The organism is Shinella sp. 1A1 (assembly GCF_055379515.1).
In genome coordinates, this window is the sequence record NZ_AP039672.1 from 217304 (window position 1) to 232102 (window position 14799).

Genomic DNA, 14799 nt, shown 5'->3' on the forward strand with positions numbered 1-14799 from the left:
TGCCGCTGCGCCGTGAAACGAAACGTCTTTAACAGCGAACCAAGGAGGAGATACCATGTCGCTGTCAGGAAGCCTGAAATTTACCCTGTCGTCCGCGGCGATCGCGCTTTGCGCCTTTGCCTCGACGGCCAATGCCGCGGACCGGGAATTCGCGCTGGTCTTCAAGGTGCTCAACAACGCCTTCAGCCCGCCGATCGACGCCGGCTGCAAGGACGCTGCCAAAAAGCTCGGCGACGTCACCTGCACCTATATCGGCCCGACGGAATATGACGAAGCCAAGCAGGTCCAGCTTGCGCAGGACATGATCACCCGCGGCGTCGACGGGCTCGGCATTTCCGCCGGCAACCCGAAGGCGATGGCGCGCATCCTCAAGATGGCGAACGACAAGGGCATCCCGGTCGTCACCTTCGACACCGACGTGCTGCCCGAAGACGCAGGGCTGCGCGCCACCTATATCGGCACGGACAACTACTCTTTCGGCGTGGAGCTCGCCAAGAAGGTGCTGGAGAACAAGAAGGAAGGCGGCACGGTCTGCATCCAGTCCGGCGCGCCGGCCTCTGAAAACCTGAAAGCCCGTGTCCAGGGCATCCGCGACACGCTCGCCGGTGCCTCGAAGGACCAGCCGGTCGAAACACTCACCGGCCAGAACGGCTGGACCGAGCCGGCCGGATGCCCGGTCTACAACAATGACGACATCGCGCTCGCCGCCCAGCAGGTTCGCGACGTCATGACCAACCATCCGGACCTCTCCGCTTTCGTCGCCGTCGGCGGCTGGGCGCAGTATGCGCCGCAGGCCTATAAGCAGGCGATGGAGCCGCTGAAGGAACGCCTCGACAAGAAGGATCTCGTCGTGGTCTTCGGCGACAATTTCGGCCCGCAGCTTCCGCTGCTCGCCGAGGGCCTCAGCCACTACAATATCGGCCAGCGTCCCTATGACATGGGCTACGAGACGATCATGGCCCTCGACAAGCTGACCAAGGGCGAAAAGCTCGAGCCGTTCATCCAGACCGGCACCGAGACCTGCACCCCGGCCGATGCGCTGACCACCTGCGGCAAGGTGGCCGCCAAGTAACACGTCGCCAGAGGGGTGGGCCGGCGGAAAACGTCGGCCCATCCCATTCCAGACAGGACAGGGATATGAGAACGCTGAAACTGGGTATGGTCGGCGGTGGGAATGGTGCGTTCTTCGGCGCCGCACACCGTGCCGCCGCCGCGATGACGGGACGCTTTTCGATGGTCGCGGGCGCCCTTTCGAGCGATCCGGTTCGCGCGCGGGAAAGCGGGCACGATCTCGGTCTCGCCCCGGAACGCTGCTATGACGATTTCGAGACGATGGCGAAGCGCGAAGCGACCGACGGCGGCATCGATCTCGTCGCCGTGGTGACGCCGAACCACCTGCATGCGCCCGCCTGCCGCGCCTTCCTCGATGCCGGCATCAACATTCTCTGCGACAAGCCGCTGACCGCCACGCTGGATGAGGCGCTCGCACTCCGGACGGCGGCGGCGAACAGCGCCTCTCTTTTCGGTGTCGCCTACACCAATGCCGGCTTCGACATGGTGCGTGAAGCGCGCGCCATGGTGGCGGCCGGGGAAATCGGCACGGTGCGCATGGTCCGCGTCGTCTTTCCGCAGGAATGGCTGGCCACGGCTACCGAGGCGACCGGCAACAAGCAGGCCGAATGGCGCACCGATCCGGCAAGAAGCGGCGCCGGCAGTCTCGGCGACATCGGCACCCACGCCTTCCATCTTGCGGAATTTGTCACGGGCCTTTCGGTGACAGCCCTTTCGGCCGAAGTCGATACCTTCGTTGCCGGCCGCCGCGTCGATGACAACGTCACGGCAAAACTGCGCTTTGACGGCGGCGCCAAGGGACTGCTCTGGGCAAGCCAGGTGGCGATCGGCGAGACCAATGGGCTCAGGATCGATGTGCATGGCGACAAGGGCTCGCTCGGCTGGACGGTCGAGGCGGCGAACCGGTTGTCATTCGCGCCGCTCGGCGGCCGGCGCATGGTGATCGACCGGGCCTCGCACGGAACGGCCTTCAAGGGAACGATGCCGCCCGGACATCCCCAGGGGTTCATCGAGGCGCTGGCGCGGCTCTATCTCGACATGGCCGACCAGATCGACGCGCGTCGCGACGGCCGCGCTCCGGCGGCGGACGCCCTGCTGCTGCCCGGCATTCGCGATGGCGTGCGCGGCTTGCGTTTTGTCGATGCCGCCCTTCGCTCGGGCGCTGAAGACGGCCGCTGGACAGACATCTGAAGGGAACCGTTCATGACCACACCTTTCCGTATCTTCATCATGGCACATCCGCGCCTCGTGGAAGATGTCTTCACGGACGCCCATCTTGCGCGGCTCCGTGCGCTTGGCGACGTCGTCATCCACGAGGGCGATGTGCTGACGGATGAGGATTTCGAACGACACGTTGCGCCGGCCGATATCGCGATGGGCATTTTCGACATGCCGGCCGAGCGGCTGGCGCGGTGCCGAAACCTCAAGGCCTTTGTCAACAGCGAGGGAAATTTCCTGCCCAATATCGACTACCGCCATTGCTTCGAGCATGGCATCCGCGTGCTGTCGGCGAGCCATGTCTTTGCCGAACCGGTCGCCGAAATCGGGCTGGCCATGGCGATCGACCTCGGCCGCGGCATTACCGAGGCCGACCGGCTGATGCGAGAGGGCAGGGAAGAGTACGGATTTGCGGCCAACCGCACGGCGCTGCCTTTGATGCGTGCCCGGGTCGGGCTGATCGGCTTCGGCGATCTTGCCCGCGCGCTGCTGCCCTTGCTGAAACCGTTCACCTCGACCATCGACGTCTACGATCCGTGGGTGCCGGCCCTCCTGATCGAGCAGGCCGGATGCCGGCCGGTGGCGCTGGAGACCGTGCTTGCCGAGAGCGATTTCGTCTTCGTGCTCGCTGGCGTGACGTCCGACAATGCCGGTTTCCTCGACAAGCATGCGTTCGAAACGATGAAAGAGGGGGCGTGCCTGCTGCTTCTGAGCCGCGCAGCGGTCGTCAATTTTCCGGACATGCTGGAGGCGGCCGCTTCCGGCCGGATCCGGGTCGCGACCGACGTCTTTCCCGTCGAACCGGTCGCGGCCGACGATCCGGTGCGCGGGACGCCGAACATCATCCTTTCGCCCCATCAGGCCGGCGCCATGGAATCGACGCTGAACGCCATGGGCGCGTCGATCACCGCCGATATTGAACTGATCGCCCGCGGTCTTCCGCCCGCCGTCTGCAAGGTGGCGCAGCCGGAGACCGCCATGCGCTTCCGCAGCATGCCTGTGTCGAAGAGCTGAAGAATACCGGACCGGCCTTGAAAGCGCCGTCCACCATGGAAAGGACAATGAGATGAATGAGGGCAAGCCGCTGCTGAAGGTCGGGATTCTCGGTTGCGGGCCGATCTCGCAGGCCGGTCATTTCGAAAGCGCCGTGAAAGCGCGCAATGCCGAGCTTTACGCCATCTGCGACGTCGCGGACGACCTGCGCGCCCGCATGGCCACGACCCATGCGCCGAAAAAGGCTTTCTCCGACTACGATGCGATGCTGGCCGATCCGGATGTCGATGCCGTCATCATCGCGACGGCGGACGCCTTCCACGTCGCCGCAGCAGCCCGCGCGCTCGAGGCCGGCAAGCATGTGCTCTGCGAAAAGCCGCTCGGCATGACCGTCGAGGAGGTCGAAGGCCTGCGGCCCGTCGTCGAGAAGAGTGGCAAGGTTTTCCAGGTCGGACATATGAAGCGCTACGACGCCGGCCTCCAGAGCGCCAAGAGCTTCATCGACACGGAAATGGGCGAGATGCTCGCGCTGAAGGCCTGGTATTGCGATTCCACCCATCGCTATGCCGTCACTGACGCGGTGCAGCCCTACATGATCCGCAGCGCCAACGCGAAGAAGCCGTCGCGAAATCCGAAGGCCGACCTCGAGCAGTATTTCATGCTCGCCCATGGCAGCCACCTGCTGGATACCGCCCGCTATTTTGCCGGTCCCATCCTCGCCGTCGATGCGCGGCTGCGCCAGCGGTTCGGCGCATATTCCTGGTTCATCGATGTCGAGTTCGAAAACGGCACCATGGGCCATCTGGATCTGACGGTTGCCGTGCGCATGGACTGGCACGAAGGCTTCCAGATCTACGGCGAGTACGGCAGCATTCTCGGCAAGACCTACAATCCCTGGCTGTTCAAGAGCAGCGAGGTGGACATCTTCAGCGAAAAGACCGGGGCGACCAGCCGCGTTCTGGGTGCGGACGGCCACTTCTACCGGCGCCAGCTGGAGGGCTTTGCGGATACGATTCTCGATGGCGGGCCGCTGACCGGCGCGGGCATCGAGGACGGCATCGCCTCGGTGCGCGGCATGGCGGCGGTGATGCAGTCGGTTCGCGCAAAGGCGCCGGTCAAGCTCGCCGACGCGCATGGGAGCGTATGATGCGCGCCGGTATCTTCGCCAAGACCTTCGCAGGCACGACGCCGGATGTCGTGCTCGCCGCCGCGCGCGATGCCGGCTACGCATCGGTGCAGTACAATTTCGCCTGCTCAGGCCTTGGGGCCTTGCCGCAGGCGATCCCGGACGCTGCCGTCGCGGCGATCCGTGAGGCATCGGAACGAACCGGTGTCGCCATCGCGGCGATCTCCGCAACCTACAACATGATCCACCCGGATATCGCCGTGCGGGAAGCCGGCCGGCGCAGCTTTGCGGCGATTGCCGCAGCGGCGCATGCGGCCGGTTCGACCCTTCTGACCGTCTGCACGGGAAGCCGGGATGCCGCCGACCAGTGGCGCGACCATCCAGACAACCAGGGGGCCGAGGCCTGGCAGGACATGATCGCCGAGTTCGGCCATCTGCTCGCCATCGCGGAACGGCACGATATCTTCATCGGCGTCGAGCCGGAGCTCGCCAATGTCATCAACTCCGCCGCGAAGGCGCGGCGGCTGATCGAAACGATGGAGAGCGAGCGCATCCGCATCGTGCTGGATCCGGCCAATCTCTTCGAGAACGAGGACGCCGAAGCGCGCGGCCGCATCATCGACGCGGCTATCGACCTGCTGAAAGACCGGATCGCCATCGCGCACGCCAAGGATCGCAACGCCGACAGCTCCTTCGCCACCGCGGGCAGGGGCGTCATCGATTATCCGCGCTACGTGGCCTCGCTGAAGCGGGCAGGCTTCGACGGCGACATGATCACTCACGGGCTTGCGGCGGCAGAAGCGCCGGGCGTCGCCGCCTTCCTTGCGCCCCTCATCGCCCCGGAGGGCCGCAACGCATGAAGCCGATCCGCCATCCCGTCGAAGGCGCGAGCCTCGCGGTCTACGAGGAAGGCGAGGGCCTACCCTTCGTCTTCCAGCATGGCCTTTGCGGGGATCAGGCCCAGCCGGGCCAGGTCTTTCCGGCCGCTGCCGGCTTCAGGCGCATCACCGTCGAATGCCGCGGCCACGGTGCCTCGGATGCGGGTCCCAAGGCGGCCTTTTCGATCGCCACCTTCGCCGACGACATTGCCGGCTATCTTGCGGCGCAAGGTGCCGGACGAGCCGTGGTGGGTGGAATCTCGATGGGGGCGGCGATCGCGCTGCGGCTTGCCGTCCGCCGGCCCGAACGGGTTCGGGCGCTTGTGATCGCGCGGCCCGCCTGGATTTGTGCCGCCAATCCGGAAAACATGGCGCCGAACCGCATTGCCGGTGAACTTCTCGACCGCTATCGGCCGCAGGAGGCGCGCAGGCAGTATGAGGCCTTGCCCTTGGCGAAAGAGCTGGAACGGGATGCGCCGGACAATCTTGCCTCGATCCGCGGCTTCTTCACGCGCGAACCGATCGACGTTACCGCAGCGCTGCTCCGGGCAATCTCGATGGACGGCCCCGACGTCACCGAGGTGGAGGTCTCTGCTATTGCCGTGCCGACGCTCGTGATCGGCCACGGGCGCGACCTCGTTCATCCGCTTGGTCATGCCCGGTCGCTTGCCGGGATGATCCCGGGCGCGCGGCTGGTGGAGATCACGCCGAAGGCGGACGATGCCGACGCCTATCGCGCCGATTTCCGCGCGGCCCTGTCGGCTTTCCTCAAGGAGCTCTGAGATGCGGTCGCCTTTCGATTGGCTCGAAACCTTGCCCGGGCACCGGCTGATGGCTGAGACGAGTGCCATGAGGTCGCTCGCCTGCGATGGGAGTGGCTGGATCCATCCGCAACCGGCGGGACGATACGAGGTCGCGCATGACTGACGATTTCGCCATCGGCCTCGATCTCGGCGGCACGCAGGTCCGCGCCGCGCTGGTTCGCGCAGGAAAGGTTCTGGTGCGCATGGCGGCGCGCACGGATATCAGCGGTCCGGAAGAGGTGATGCGGCAATTCAAGGCGCTGGTCGCGGAGGTGTCGCGGGCGGCGGGCAGCGCCCCAGTCCGGGCGGTCGGCATGTGCGCCCCCGGGCCGCTCGATACCGTGAGCGGCGTTATCGACCATATTCCGACCCTTCCCGGCTGGGAGCAGTTCCCTCTGCGCGACCGCCTGTCGGAGCTTTTCGGCCTTCCCGCCATCGTCGAGAACGATGGCATCGCGGCCGCCTTCGGCGAATGGCAATACGGGGCTGCGCGCGGGCTGGACCACATGGTCTATGTCACGGTCAGCACGGGCATCGGCGGCGGTGTCGTTGTCGACGGCCGGCTGATGCACGGGGCGCGGGGCATGGGCGGCCATGTCGGGCATTTCACGCTGGTTGCGGAAGGGCCCGTCTGCTCGTGCGGGCGTGTCGGTTGCTTCGAAGCGGTTGCCGCCGGTACGGCCTTCGGCAAGCGGGTCCGCGCGGCGGCAAGCGGAAACCCCGCCTCCTACCTTGGCAGGATGGCCGAGCACGAGACGCTCGAAGGCCGCCACGCGGTGGAGGGTGCGCGGGCAGGCGATGCCGCCTGCCTCGCCCTCGTCGCTGAAGAGGCTGATTGGCTCGGCTCAGGCTTTGCCAGCCTGCTGCATCTCTACAGCCCGCAGATGATCGTCATGGGCGGTGGCGTGTCGGCCGCTTTCGATTTGCTCGAACCAGGCATTCGTGCGCGCATCCGCCGCGATGCCATGGCTCCGTTTCGGGAAGTGCCGGTCGTACCTGCAAGCCTTGGCGACGATGCCGGCCTCGTCGGGGTGGCCGATCTCGCCATTATCCGGCAGCGCGCATCGAATACATTACGTCGGCCGGCATGTTCGGAATTCAGCGATATGCCTTGAAGATTAATCTCTCAAGTGCTTGCCGTTTGAGCGCGCCAGCTCGACCGAACACGCGTTTCCTGCCAGCAGGCGCGGTTCGGTCGAGAGGCGGTCCGGGCCTCGGCTGATGAACTATCGCCTACTGCTTGAGCGTCGGGGTAACGCCCCATGTGTCGGAAAGCATATACCCGCTTTGCCACGGATCTTCGGCATCGACCATGTAGGTGTGCTGTCCCGTGATCCAGGCACGCCCGGTGATCTGCGGGGTGATGGTGACGCGGTCGCCGGTCGTGTTCACCTCGAGAATTTTCCCGATGAAGCGCGACCCGATGATCGATGAGTGGATGAGCGTATCTCCGGCTCCCATCAGGCCGCGGGCGTGCAGGACCGCCATGCGGGCAGAGGTTCCCGTTCCCGTCGGCGAGCGATCCGAACGGCCCGGCGCGACGATGCAGGTGTTTCGCGTGACCTTTCCGCTTCCCTCGAACGGCATGGCGAATTGAACGATGGAAACGCCGCGAACATTCGGAAAATCGGGATGGACGACATCGAACTGCTCGCGCGCGGCCTTGCGGATTTTCTCCCCGAGAACGGCAAGGTCCCGGGCTTCGTCCGGTTTGACTTCGAAGCCGAGCGCCTTGGCATCGACGATACCGAAGAACATCCCGCCATAGGCAATGTCCAGCGAGATCGTGCCATACCCTTCGACCTCGAGCGCTCCGTCGAGGACCGCTGCGAAGGCAGGCGCATTGCGGAAGGTGATGGAGCGGCATTTGCCGCCCTCGCATTCTGCGGCGACTTCGATGATGCCGCCCGGCATGTCGAGCTTGAAACGTGTCACCGGCTCAACCATCGGCACCATGCCGGTCTCCAGAAGCACGGTCGCGATGCAGATCGTGTTCGAGCCCGACATGGGCACATATTCCGTCGGCTCCATGATGATGGCGCCGGCCACGCATTCCGGATTGACTGCGGGCACGAGAAGATTGACGTGGCGCGCGACAGATCCACGGGGCTCGCAGATCAAAAGCTGCCGGATATGATCGTGATCACGCTCCATGGTGACCATCTTTTCCATCATCGTCTGACCCGCCGGAGGCAGCACGCCCCCGACGATGACGTCGCCGATTTCCCCCTCGGCATGGCAGCCCACAACGTTGATTGAAAGACGAGACCGCATCTCGATTTCTCCGGATAGTTCGAATGACGATGCGCGCCGAAACGCGTGATCAAAGGTTTTTGTTTGTCCCGTTGTCGCTGTTGGCGGGAGCGGCATACGGCTTGCCCGCGACGACCCAGTCGCTCGGCGGTATCTCGGTGAAGATCACGGTCGTGGCATCGGGTTTGATCCCTGCCTTTTCCTCGAGCGCCTGTGTGATCGCAGTCGCGATTTCCATTTTGGTCTCGTGACTTCGTCCGGGGAACAGCTCGATTCTGACGATTGGCATCTGTGGTCCTTTGCGCTTCGTTGAGGCCAGACGACGTGACAAGATGCCAATATTTCTGAAAATACAACAAGTATTTTCACGCCTTGCCGGCCGGGGAGGCACCTCGGCAGAGCCGGGCGCGACAGCGGGTCTGAACTCCCAGGGAAGCCCTTGGCGTCTTTCGCGTGTGCTGGAGGTGGCCGGGTAAGATCGTAGCTACGACATCCATACCCTGGTCAGGCATACTGTGCCGCCCCGCGACGTCTCTCTGGTTGCAATAAGAGATTGACTGCCGGTATGGGTTGATTGCTACAGATTGTGCGCTGAGCAAGCGCATATTCGGGCCTGTGAGGAAGGCCACTTCAACCGCAAAACAACGGTTCTAGATTTATGGGCACGTTTCCGACGTCTTCGACGTGCCCATAACAATAGGGGGGAGTCCTACGCGGCCCTCCGAAATTTCGGGCCGTGACATCCTGTCTATCGCTCAATGCTTAGCGCATCGAGCGCACAGCAAGCGAGAAAAGGTCGAACTTGGCGACGGGCGTCTGCTTGAAGCCATCGCTAAGAGCATCGTTCTCGGCCTGCGTGGACCTCTTCTTGAACCAGTAGCTGGATGGGTTGAAGAGTTTCATGACGTACTATCCTTGCTCGTTTGTTGGCTGTGGATAGCCTACTTCTTAGGCGGCGTGCTGTGCAAAATCAGGTCGACTGCTATGCAGCCGCCCCTTGGCCGGCCGTGGCGATCCGCATTGTTTTCACCTCAAGATGGGCAAAAGACGGAAATTCCTTGTGTCATTACGGCCGGAGGGAAAAACGCGATTGCGTCGCCAGGAGGAACATTTTATACAATATGCGATAGCGTAACGGCCTAAAGGACATCAGTTATGAAAATCATCGGCATCGACGTGTATTCCTACACGGTAGGCTATGCCCACGGAACCTATATCATGTCGGGCGACCGCGTTGCGCAGACAGAAGACGGTACCGTCGTCCGCATCCGGACGGACGAGGGGATCGAAGGATGGGGCGAGATCACGACCCTCGGAAAGGTTTATCTGCCGACCTTTCCCGAAGGGATCCGCACGGCCCTGAAAGACCTCGGAGAGGCATTGATCGGGCAAGACCCGACGAATATCGCGAAGATTAACCGCGTGATGAACGCCACCCTGATGGGCCAGGAATTCGCGAAAAGCCCGATCGACATCGCTTGCTGGGATATCAAGGGCAAGGCCCTGAACCTCCCCGTGTCGAGCCTGATCGGCGGCGTCATCAACGAACGCTTCCCGATATACGAAGCCGTGCCGCTGACCGCACCGGAGGAGATGGGCGCCTTCATCCGGTCGCGACGGGCGGCAGGGATCAACCGCTTCCAGCTGAAGGTCGGCAACAATCCGTTCGACGACATCGCCCGCGTTCGGGCCAGTGTGGAAGCCGGCGATGCGAACACGGTCATCGTTGCCGATTCGAATGGCGGCTGGTCGCTTGCCGCCGCCAAGCTCGCCGTTCAAGGAATGGCCGGCCTTCCCGTGTTCGTCGAGCAGCCGTGCCGTTCGACCGCCGACTGCATTCTGGCGCATCGCGGCTCGTCCCTGCCGCTCGTGCTCGACGAATCCATCGTCAATCATGACGAAGTGTTCCGCGCCAAGTATGAAGCCAATGCCGTTTCCATCAATCTCAAATTCGGCAAGCTCGGTGGCCTGACGAATGTCGTGAAGGCGCGCGATCTTCTGCAGGATCTCAACATGGCCGTCTCGGTCGAGGATATGTGGGGTGGCGATATCATCACGGCTGCGACCAGCCATGTCGCAGCCACCACCCGCCCTGAATCGCTCCTGATGACCCCGTTCTTCAACGATTGGACCGACGGTCACCTTGCGAATTACACGCCCCGCTCTTCCGGCGGCTACGGGTCTGCCCCAACGGCGCCCGGTCTAGGCATCGAGGTCGATTCCCAGCGGCTCGGCACCCCGATCTTCAGTGTTGGATCGCGCTAAGCGCCTGCGGCCCCGCTCATTGCGGCGGGGTCGCTATTCCGCCTTCCTTTCTTGCGGAGAAGCGTTGCTTAAACGCAGCCGTCACTCCGCCGCGCGGCCGGCATCGGCGTCGCGATCTTTCAGAAGGTCGAACAGCACGAGACGGATGTGGTCGATGTGTTCCCGCATGAGTTGGGCGCCCTCCTCGAACTTCCGCTGCCGGCACAGCTTTAGGATCTTGGTATGCTCTTCGACCGCACGGTTGCGGTCAGCGGTGATGTTGGTGAGCTGGATCCGCGTATGGCGGTCGCATTCGGCCAGGAGATTCTGAACGGTGGCCTGAACGCGAGGGCTGCGCGCACGCTTGTAGATCGTCATGTGGAACTCCGTGTTGATGTCGTTCCACATATCGACGTCCAGGGCATCCATCGAGGCGGAGTATTTCTCCAGATTGCTCTCGAGCAGTTCGAAATCGCCCGGCGTCAAGCGGGGCGCGGAGCGGAGAAAAAGAAAAGGTTCGAGCAGCACGCGCATGTTGAAGAGTTCCTCGATCTCCTCGACCGAGAGCTCGACGACGACGGCGCCCCTGTGAGGAAGAATATTGAGGATTCCCTCGCTCTCCAGGCAAAGCAGGGCTTCGCGGATCGGAATGCGGCTCATGCCGAACTCCTCGGCCAGGGCATCCTGGCGCAGCCGCATTCCGGGAGGGTAGGCGCCGCCGAGAATTCGTTCCCGGATCTCCGAAGCGGCCGCCTCAGCCATGGTCTTGTGCATTAATCCCTTGCCGACCGTCGTCATGCGCGTCCGTTGCCTCGTTGAAGTTCGATGCGATTTATCCATCCTGTCGATTTTATACAATATGGCGTGCCCTGTTTGCAATATCCGCAACACGCGGGAAATCCAGCGATATTTCGTCCGGTCAATCATGTGCTGGGGCGGGGCGGGAATGCGAAAGCGCAGGAAAGCGGATTGACAGCATATTTTATCCAATATACGAATTTGGCCATGCGGAAGCAAGGCCGCTTGTCTGACGGTTCCGCCGGCGGCCGCGGAGGCCGATATGCGGCCGGTCCCAATCCCAAACATCCGAGAGAAGGCGATCATTATGCGTGAGTACCTCCACTTCATCGGTGGCAACCATGTACCCTCTCGTGGCGGCGCGTTCATCGAGCGTGAGAATCCCGCCACGCGAAAGGGCGCCGCAAGATGGCCGGCCGGGACGAGCGAAGACGTCGATGCCGCCGTCGCGGCGGCTGTGGCGGCCTTCAACGACGGGCGCTGGTCCGGCCTTCCGGCCTCGGCGCGATCGGATGTTCTGCGGGCGGTGTCGGCCCATCTCAAGAACAATGTCGAGGCGCTCGCCCTGATCGAAAGCGAGGAAACCGGCAAGACGCTCGCGCAGGCATCGGAAGAAATCCCGTGGGCGGGAGACATCTGGGACTATGCCGCAGGACAGGCCCGGGCCATTCATGGAGATCTGCATTCCAATCTCGGCGCCGACAAGCTCGCGCTGGTGCTGAAGGAGCCTGCGGGGCCCGTGGCGCTGATCACGCCCTGGAACTATCCTCTGGTTGTCCTCAGTCAGAAGCTTCCCTTCGCTCTCGCAGCCGGATGCACGGTCGTCGTCAAGCCCAGCGAGATGACGTCGGGCACAACGCTGGAGCTGGCGCGGATCCTCAAGGAGGCAGGGCTGCCGGACGGCGTGTTCAACGTCGTGACCGGCGCAGGCGATCCGGTGGGCCAGCGCCTTGCCGAGCATCCCGATATCCGTGTCGTCTCCTTTACCGGGTCGACCGGCACCGGCAAGAAGATCGCCCAGGCGGCGGCCGGCAACATGAAGAAGGTCATCGTCGAACTGGGTGGAAAGAATCCCTTCATCGTCTTTGACGATGCCAATCTCGATGCGGCGGTCGACAACGCCATCAAGGGCTTCGTCTACAATTCCGGCGCCGAGTGCTGCAGCGGCAGCCGTGTCTATGTGCAGGAGGGCGTTTTCCAGGCCTTCGTCGATATGCTGCGTGAAAAGCTGGCCACCGTGAAGGTTGGCGACCCGCTTTCGGCCGGAACGACCATGGGCTCCCTCATCAGCGAAGGGCATTTCGAGAAGGTCGCGGGTTTCATCAAACAAGCCCGGTCCGAAGGCAACATCCTCTTCGGCGGCAACTCCCTCTCCGATCTGCCCGGCTATTTTATCGAGCCCACCGTGGTGGCCGAGCTTCCCGCATCGTCCGCAGTCATTCGCGACGAGATCTTCGGCCCGGTCATGGCGCTGATCCCCTTCAAGACCACCCAGGAGGTTATCGCGGCCGCAAATGCCACCGACTACGGGCTGGCATCCAGCGTCTGGACATCGAACCTGGACACGGCGACGGAAGTCGGGCGCGCCATTCAGTCGGGCATCGTCTGGGTCAACACGTTCCTCGACGTCGCCTCCGAAATCCCGATCGGGGGCGTCAAGCAAAGCGGCTACGGCCGCGAGAATGGACGCTATGCGATCGACGAGTTCACGGTACTCAAGACCATGGTGATTCAGAACTCCAGGACCGTCGGCCGGTATCTGCCGGTCTGATCGGCGATGCGGCGGGAGGCGGCGATGGCACAGACTCTGGAATACGACTACATCATCGTGGGCGCGGGCTCTGCGGGTTGCGCGCTCGCCTTCCGCCTTTCCGAGAATCCGTCCGTTACGGTCCTGCTCGTCGAAGCCGGACCGAAGACCAATTCCGTCTATATCCGGATGCCGGCCGCATTGGCCTATCCGCTTTCGGACGAGCGCATCATCTGGAGTTACGATACCGGTCCCGAGCCCCATCTGGAGCAGCGGTCGCTTCACCATGTCCGCGGCCGGTTGATGGGGGGCTCCTCGTCGATCAACGGAATGGTCTTCGTTCGAGGCAACCGTCGGGATTTCGACGGCTGGGCCGAACAGGACGGGCTAACCGACTGGTCGTACGAAAAGTGCCTGCCCTATTTCAAGAAGCTGGAGAGCTTCGACCAGGGGCCCAATGCTTTCCGGGGCGGCGACGGCCCCATCCGGGTCACGACTTGCAAGGCGAAGGGTCCGATCTTCCAATCGTTTCTCGAGGCGAACCAGCAGGCCGGCCTTGCGCTCAATCCGGACTATAATGCTGGCTCCCAGGAGGGGGTTCACGTCTATCAGGCCAATATCGATCGCGGCATTCGGGCAAGCTGCGATTGGGCTTATCTGAGAATGGCGCGGGGCCGCAGCAATCTCCACGTCATGCCGGGCGCCTGTGTCCAGCGCATCCTGCTCGATAATAATGTAGCCCGCGGCGTCCGCCTGCTCAGGAATGGTGCCGAAGTCGATATTTATGCGGGGCGGGAAACGATCGTCTCCTGCGGCACTTACGAATCCCCGCGGCTTCTGATGCTGTCGGGGATCGGCGACAGGGACGATCTCGCCGAGGCCGGCGTCGAAAGCCGGCACCACCTTCCGGGCGTCGGGCGTAACCTGCAGGATCATCCCTGCGTGCCGGTTGGTTATCATGCCAAGGTGAAAGGCGTGTCTCCGGTCGGCAACTTCAATATTGCGCAAAAGGCGGCGATCGGCGCGCAATGGCTGTTCCTGCGGAGCGGATTGGGGGCGACGAACTTCTGGGAGGTTGGCTCCTTCTACAAGAGCCATGAGGGTGCGGATTACTGCGACATCCAGCACGAATTCATCCCGATGATCGGCGACTTCACGCATGGCTCTACCAATGTCAGCGACGGCTTTCTTTACCAGACGGCGCTGATGCGGCCCCGCAGTCGCGGCCGGGTCAAGCTGGTATCGCGCAATCCGGCGGACCGGCCTTCGATTGTGCATAACTATCTGGAGCATCCGGAAGATGTCTCGGACCTGATCGGTGGGGTTCGTGGAACTTTGAACATGGTCCGCCAGAGAGCCTGGGACAGTATTCGAGGCTCCGCCACCGATCCCGACCTCGAGGGGTTGTCGAACGCCCAGATGGCCGGCTGGCTGCGTGAGAATGTCAGCACCCAGTATCATCCTTGCGGCACTTGCAAGATGGGTAACGACGATATGGCCGTCGTTGACCAGTCGGGGCGTGTTCACGGTATCGACAGGCTGCGCGTGGTGGACGCTTCCATCATCCCCCGGGTGACAAGCGGCAACTTGAACGCGCCGACGATCATGGTCGCGGAAAAGATTGCGGCATCGTTAGCCTCGTGACGTCGCCGCGAGCTGTTCGTC

General features: G+C 63.2%; 14 protein-coding genes. 10 read left to right on the top strand and 4 right to left on the bottom strand.

From position 1 onward, the window contains the following. The first annotated feature begins 55 nt into the window (after window positions 1-55). From ACZ48C_RS17835 to ACZ48C_RS17865, 7 genes are all read left to right on the top strand, one after another. On the top strand, window positions 56-1072 hold the full coding sequence (locus tag ACZ48C_RS17835) for a sugar-binding protein (RefSeq protein WP_454633628.1): 1017 nt from the start codon (window positions 56-58) through the stop codon (window positions 1070-1072). 65 nt (window positions 1073-1137) lie between these two features. After that, on the top strand, window positions 1138-2262 hold the full coding sequence (locus ACZ48C_RS17840) for a Gfo/Idh/MocA family protein (protein WP_464783499.1): 1125 nt from the start codon (window positions 1138-1140) through the stop codon (window positions 2260-2262). A 12-nt stretch (window positions 2263-2274) separates the two neighbouring features. Further along, window positions 2275-3303 (top strand): hydroxyacid dehydrogenase, encoded by a 1029-nt coding sequence (locus ACZ48C_RS17845; RefSeq protein WP_464783500.1) that lies wholly within the window; start codon window positions 2275-2277, stop codon window positions 3301-3303. A gap of 52 nt (window positions 3304-3355) precedes the next feature. Continuing rightward, complete coding sequence (locus ACZ48C_RS17850) at window positions 3356-4429, top strand: Gfo/Idh/MocA family protein (RefSeq protein ID WP_464783501.1); 1074 nt, start codon at window positions 3356-3358, stop codon at window positions 4427-4429. Then, the gene (locus ACZ48C_RS17855; protein ID WP_464783502.1) at window positions 4429-5268 is read left to right on the top strand and encodes a sugar phosphate isomerase/epimerase family protein; all 840 of its coding nucleotides are present in this window, start codon (window positions 4429-4431) and stop codon (window positions 5266-5268) included. Before ACZ48C_RS17850 ends, ACZ48C_RS17855 begins: the two co-directional genes overlap by 1 nt. Further along, on the top strand, window positions 5265-6068 hold the full coding sequence (locus ACZ48C_RS17860; protein ID WP_464783503.1) for an alpha/beta fold hydrolase: 804 nt from the start codon (window positions 5265-5267) through the stop codon (window positions 6066-6068). Before ACZ48C_RS17855 ends, ACZ48C_RS17860 begins: the two co-directional genes overlap by 4 nt. Before the next feature lie 137 nt (window positions 6069-6205). Continuing rightward, complete coding sequence (locus ACZ48C_RS17865; protein WP_464783504.1) at window positions 6206-7204, top strand: ROK family protein; 999 nt, start codon at window positions 6206-6208, stop codon at window positions 7202-7204. A gap of 118 nt (window positions 7205-7322) precedes the next feature. On the opposite strand, the gene ACZ48C_RS17870 is transcribed toward ACZ48C_RS17865, so the two are convergent. From ACZ48C_RS17870 to ACZ48C_RS17880, 3 genes are all read right to left on the bottom strand, one after another. Continuing rightward, window positions 7323-8363, bottom strand: a complete 1041-nt coding sequence (locus tag ACZ48C_RS17870) for a proline racemase family protein (protein ID WP_424547873.1) — start codon at window positions 8361-8363, stop codon at window positions 7323-7325. A 49-nt stretch (window positions 8364-8412) separates the two neighbouring features. Beyond that, complete coding sequence (locus ACZ48C_RS17875) at window positions 8413-8631, bottom strand: tautomerase family protein (RefSeq protein ID WP_464783505.1); 219 nt, start codon at window positions 8629-8631, stop codon at window positions 8413-8415. Between the two features lie 473 nt (window positions 8632-9104). Continuing rightward, a complete protein-coding gene (locus ACZ48C_RS17880) occupies window positions 9105-9245 on the bottom strand; it encodes a hypothetical protein (protein ID WP_424547871.1) in 141 nt (46 codons plus the stop codon). Window positions 9246-9497: 252 nt separating this feature from the next. On the opposite strand from ACZ48C_RS17880, the gene ACZ48C_RS17885 reads away from it, so the two are divergent. Further along, window positions 9498-10607, top strand: coding sequence for a mandelate racemase/muconate lactonizing enzyme family protein (locus ACZ48C_RS17885; RefSeq protein WP_464783506.1), 1110 nt, complete (start codon window positions 9498-9500; stop codon window positions 10605-10607). 81 nt (window positions 10608-10688) lie between these two features. On the opposite strand, the gene ACZ48C_RS17890 is transcribed toward ACZ48C_RS17885, so the two are convergent. Continuing rightward, on the bottom strand, window positions 10689-11384 hold the full coding sequence (locus ACZ48C_RS17890; protein WP_464783507.1) for a GntR family transcriptional regulator: 696 nt from the start codon (window positions 11382-11384) through the stop codon (window positions 10689-10691). Window positions 11385-11691: 307 nt separating this feature from the next. Between ACZ48C_RS17890 and ACZ48C_RS17895 the strand changes: the two genes are divergently transcribed. Continuing rightward, window positions 11692-13155, top strand: a complete 1464-nt coding sequence (locus tag ACZ48C_RS17895) for an aldehyde dehydrogenase family protein (protein ID WP_464783508.1) — start codon at window positions 11692-11694, stop codon at window positions 13153-13155. Between the two features lie 24 nt (window positions 13156-13179). Beyond that, a complete protein-coding gene (locus ACZ48C_RS17900) occupies window positions 13180-14778 on the top strand; it encodes a choline dehydrogenase (protein WP_464783509.1) in 1599 nt (532 codons plus the stop codon). Window positions 14779-14799: the final 21 nt, after the last annotated feature.

Coding starts and splice junctions, on each gene's coding strand:
- ACZ48C_RS17890 (WP_464783507.1), bottom strand. CDS start 11,384: ATGACGACGGTCGGCAAGGGATTAATGCACAAGACCATGGCTGAGGCG.
- ACZ48C_RS17865 (WP_464783504.1), top strand. CDS start 6,206: ATGACTGACGATTTCGCCATCGGCCTCGATCTCGGCGGCACGCAGGTC.
- ACZ48C_RS17850 (WP_464783501.1), top strand. CDS start 3,356: ATGAATGAGGGCAAGCCGCTGCTGAAGGTCGGGATTCTCGGTTGCGGG.
- ACZ48C_RS17895 (WP_464783508.1), top strand. CDS start 11,692: ATGCGTGAGTACCTCCACTTCATCGGTGGCAACCATGTACCCTCTCGT.
- ACZ48C_RS17845 (WP_464783500.1), top strand. CDS start 2,275: ATGACCACACCTTTCCGTATCTTCATCATGGCACATCCGCGCCTCGTG.
- ACZ48C_RS17855 (WP_464783502.1), top strand. CDS start 4,429: ATGCGCGCCGGTATCTTCGCCAAGACCTTCGCAGGCACGACGCCGGAT.
- ACZ48C_RS17875 (WP_464783505.1), bottom strand. CDS start 8,631: ATGCCAATCGTCAGAATCGAGCTGTTCCCCGGACGAAGTCACGAGACC.
- ACZ48C_RS17880 (WP_424547871.1), bottom strand. CDS start 9,245: ATGAAACTCTTCAACCCATCCAGCTACTGGTTCAAGAAGAGGTCCACG.
- ACZ48C_RS17835 (WP_454633628.1), top strand. CDS start 56: ATGTCGCTGTCAGGAAGCCTGAAATTTACCCTGTCGTCCGCGGCGATC.
- ACZ48C_RS17860 (WP_464783503.1), top strand. CDS start 5,265: ATGAAGCCGATCCGCCATCCCGTCGAAGGCGCGAGCCTCGCGGTCTAC.
- ACZ48C_RS17900 (WP_464783509.1), top strand. CDS start 13,180: ATGGCACAGACTCTGGAATACGACTACATCATCGTGGGCGCGGGCTCT.
- ACZ48C_RS17840 (WP_464783499.1), top strand. CDS start 1,138: ATGAGAACGCTGAAACTGGGTATGGTCGGCGGTGGGAATGGTGCGTTC.
- ACZ48C_RS17885 (WP_464783506.1), top strand. CDS start 9,498: ATGAAAATCATCGGCATCGACGTGTATTCCTACACGGTAGGCTATGCC.
- ACZ48C_RS17870 (WP_424547873.1), bottom strand. CDS start 8,363: ATGCGGTCTCGTCTTTCAATCAACGTTGTGGGCTGCCATGCCGAGGGG.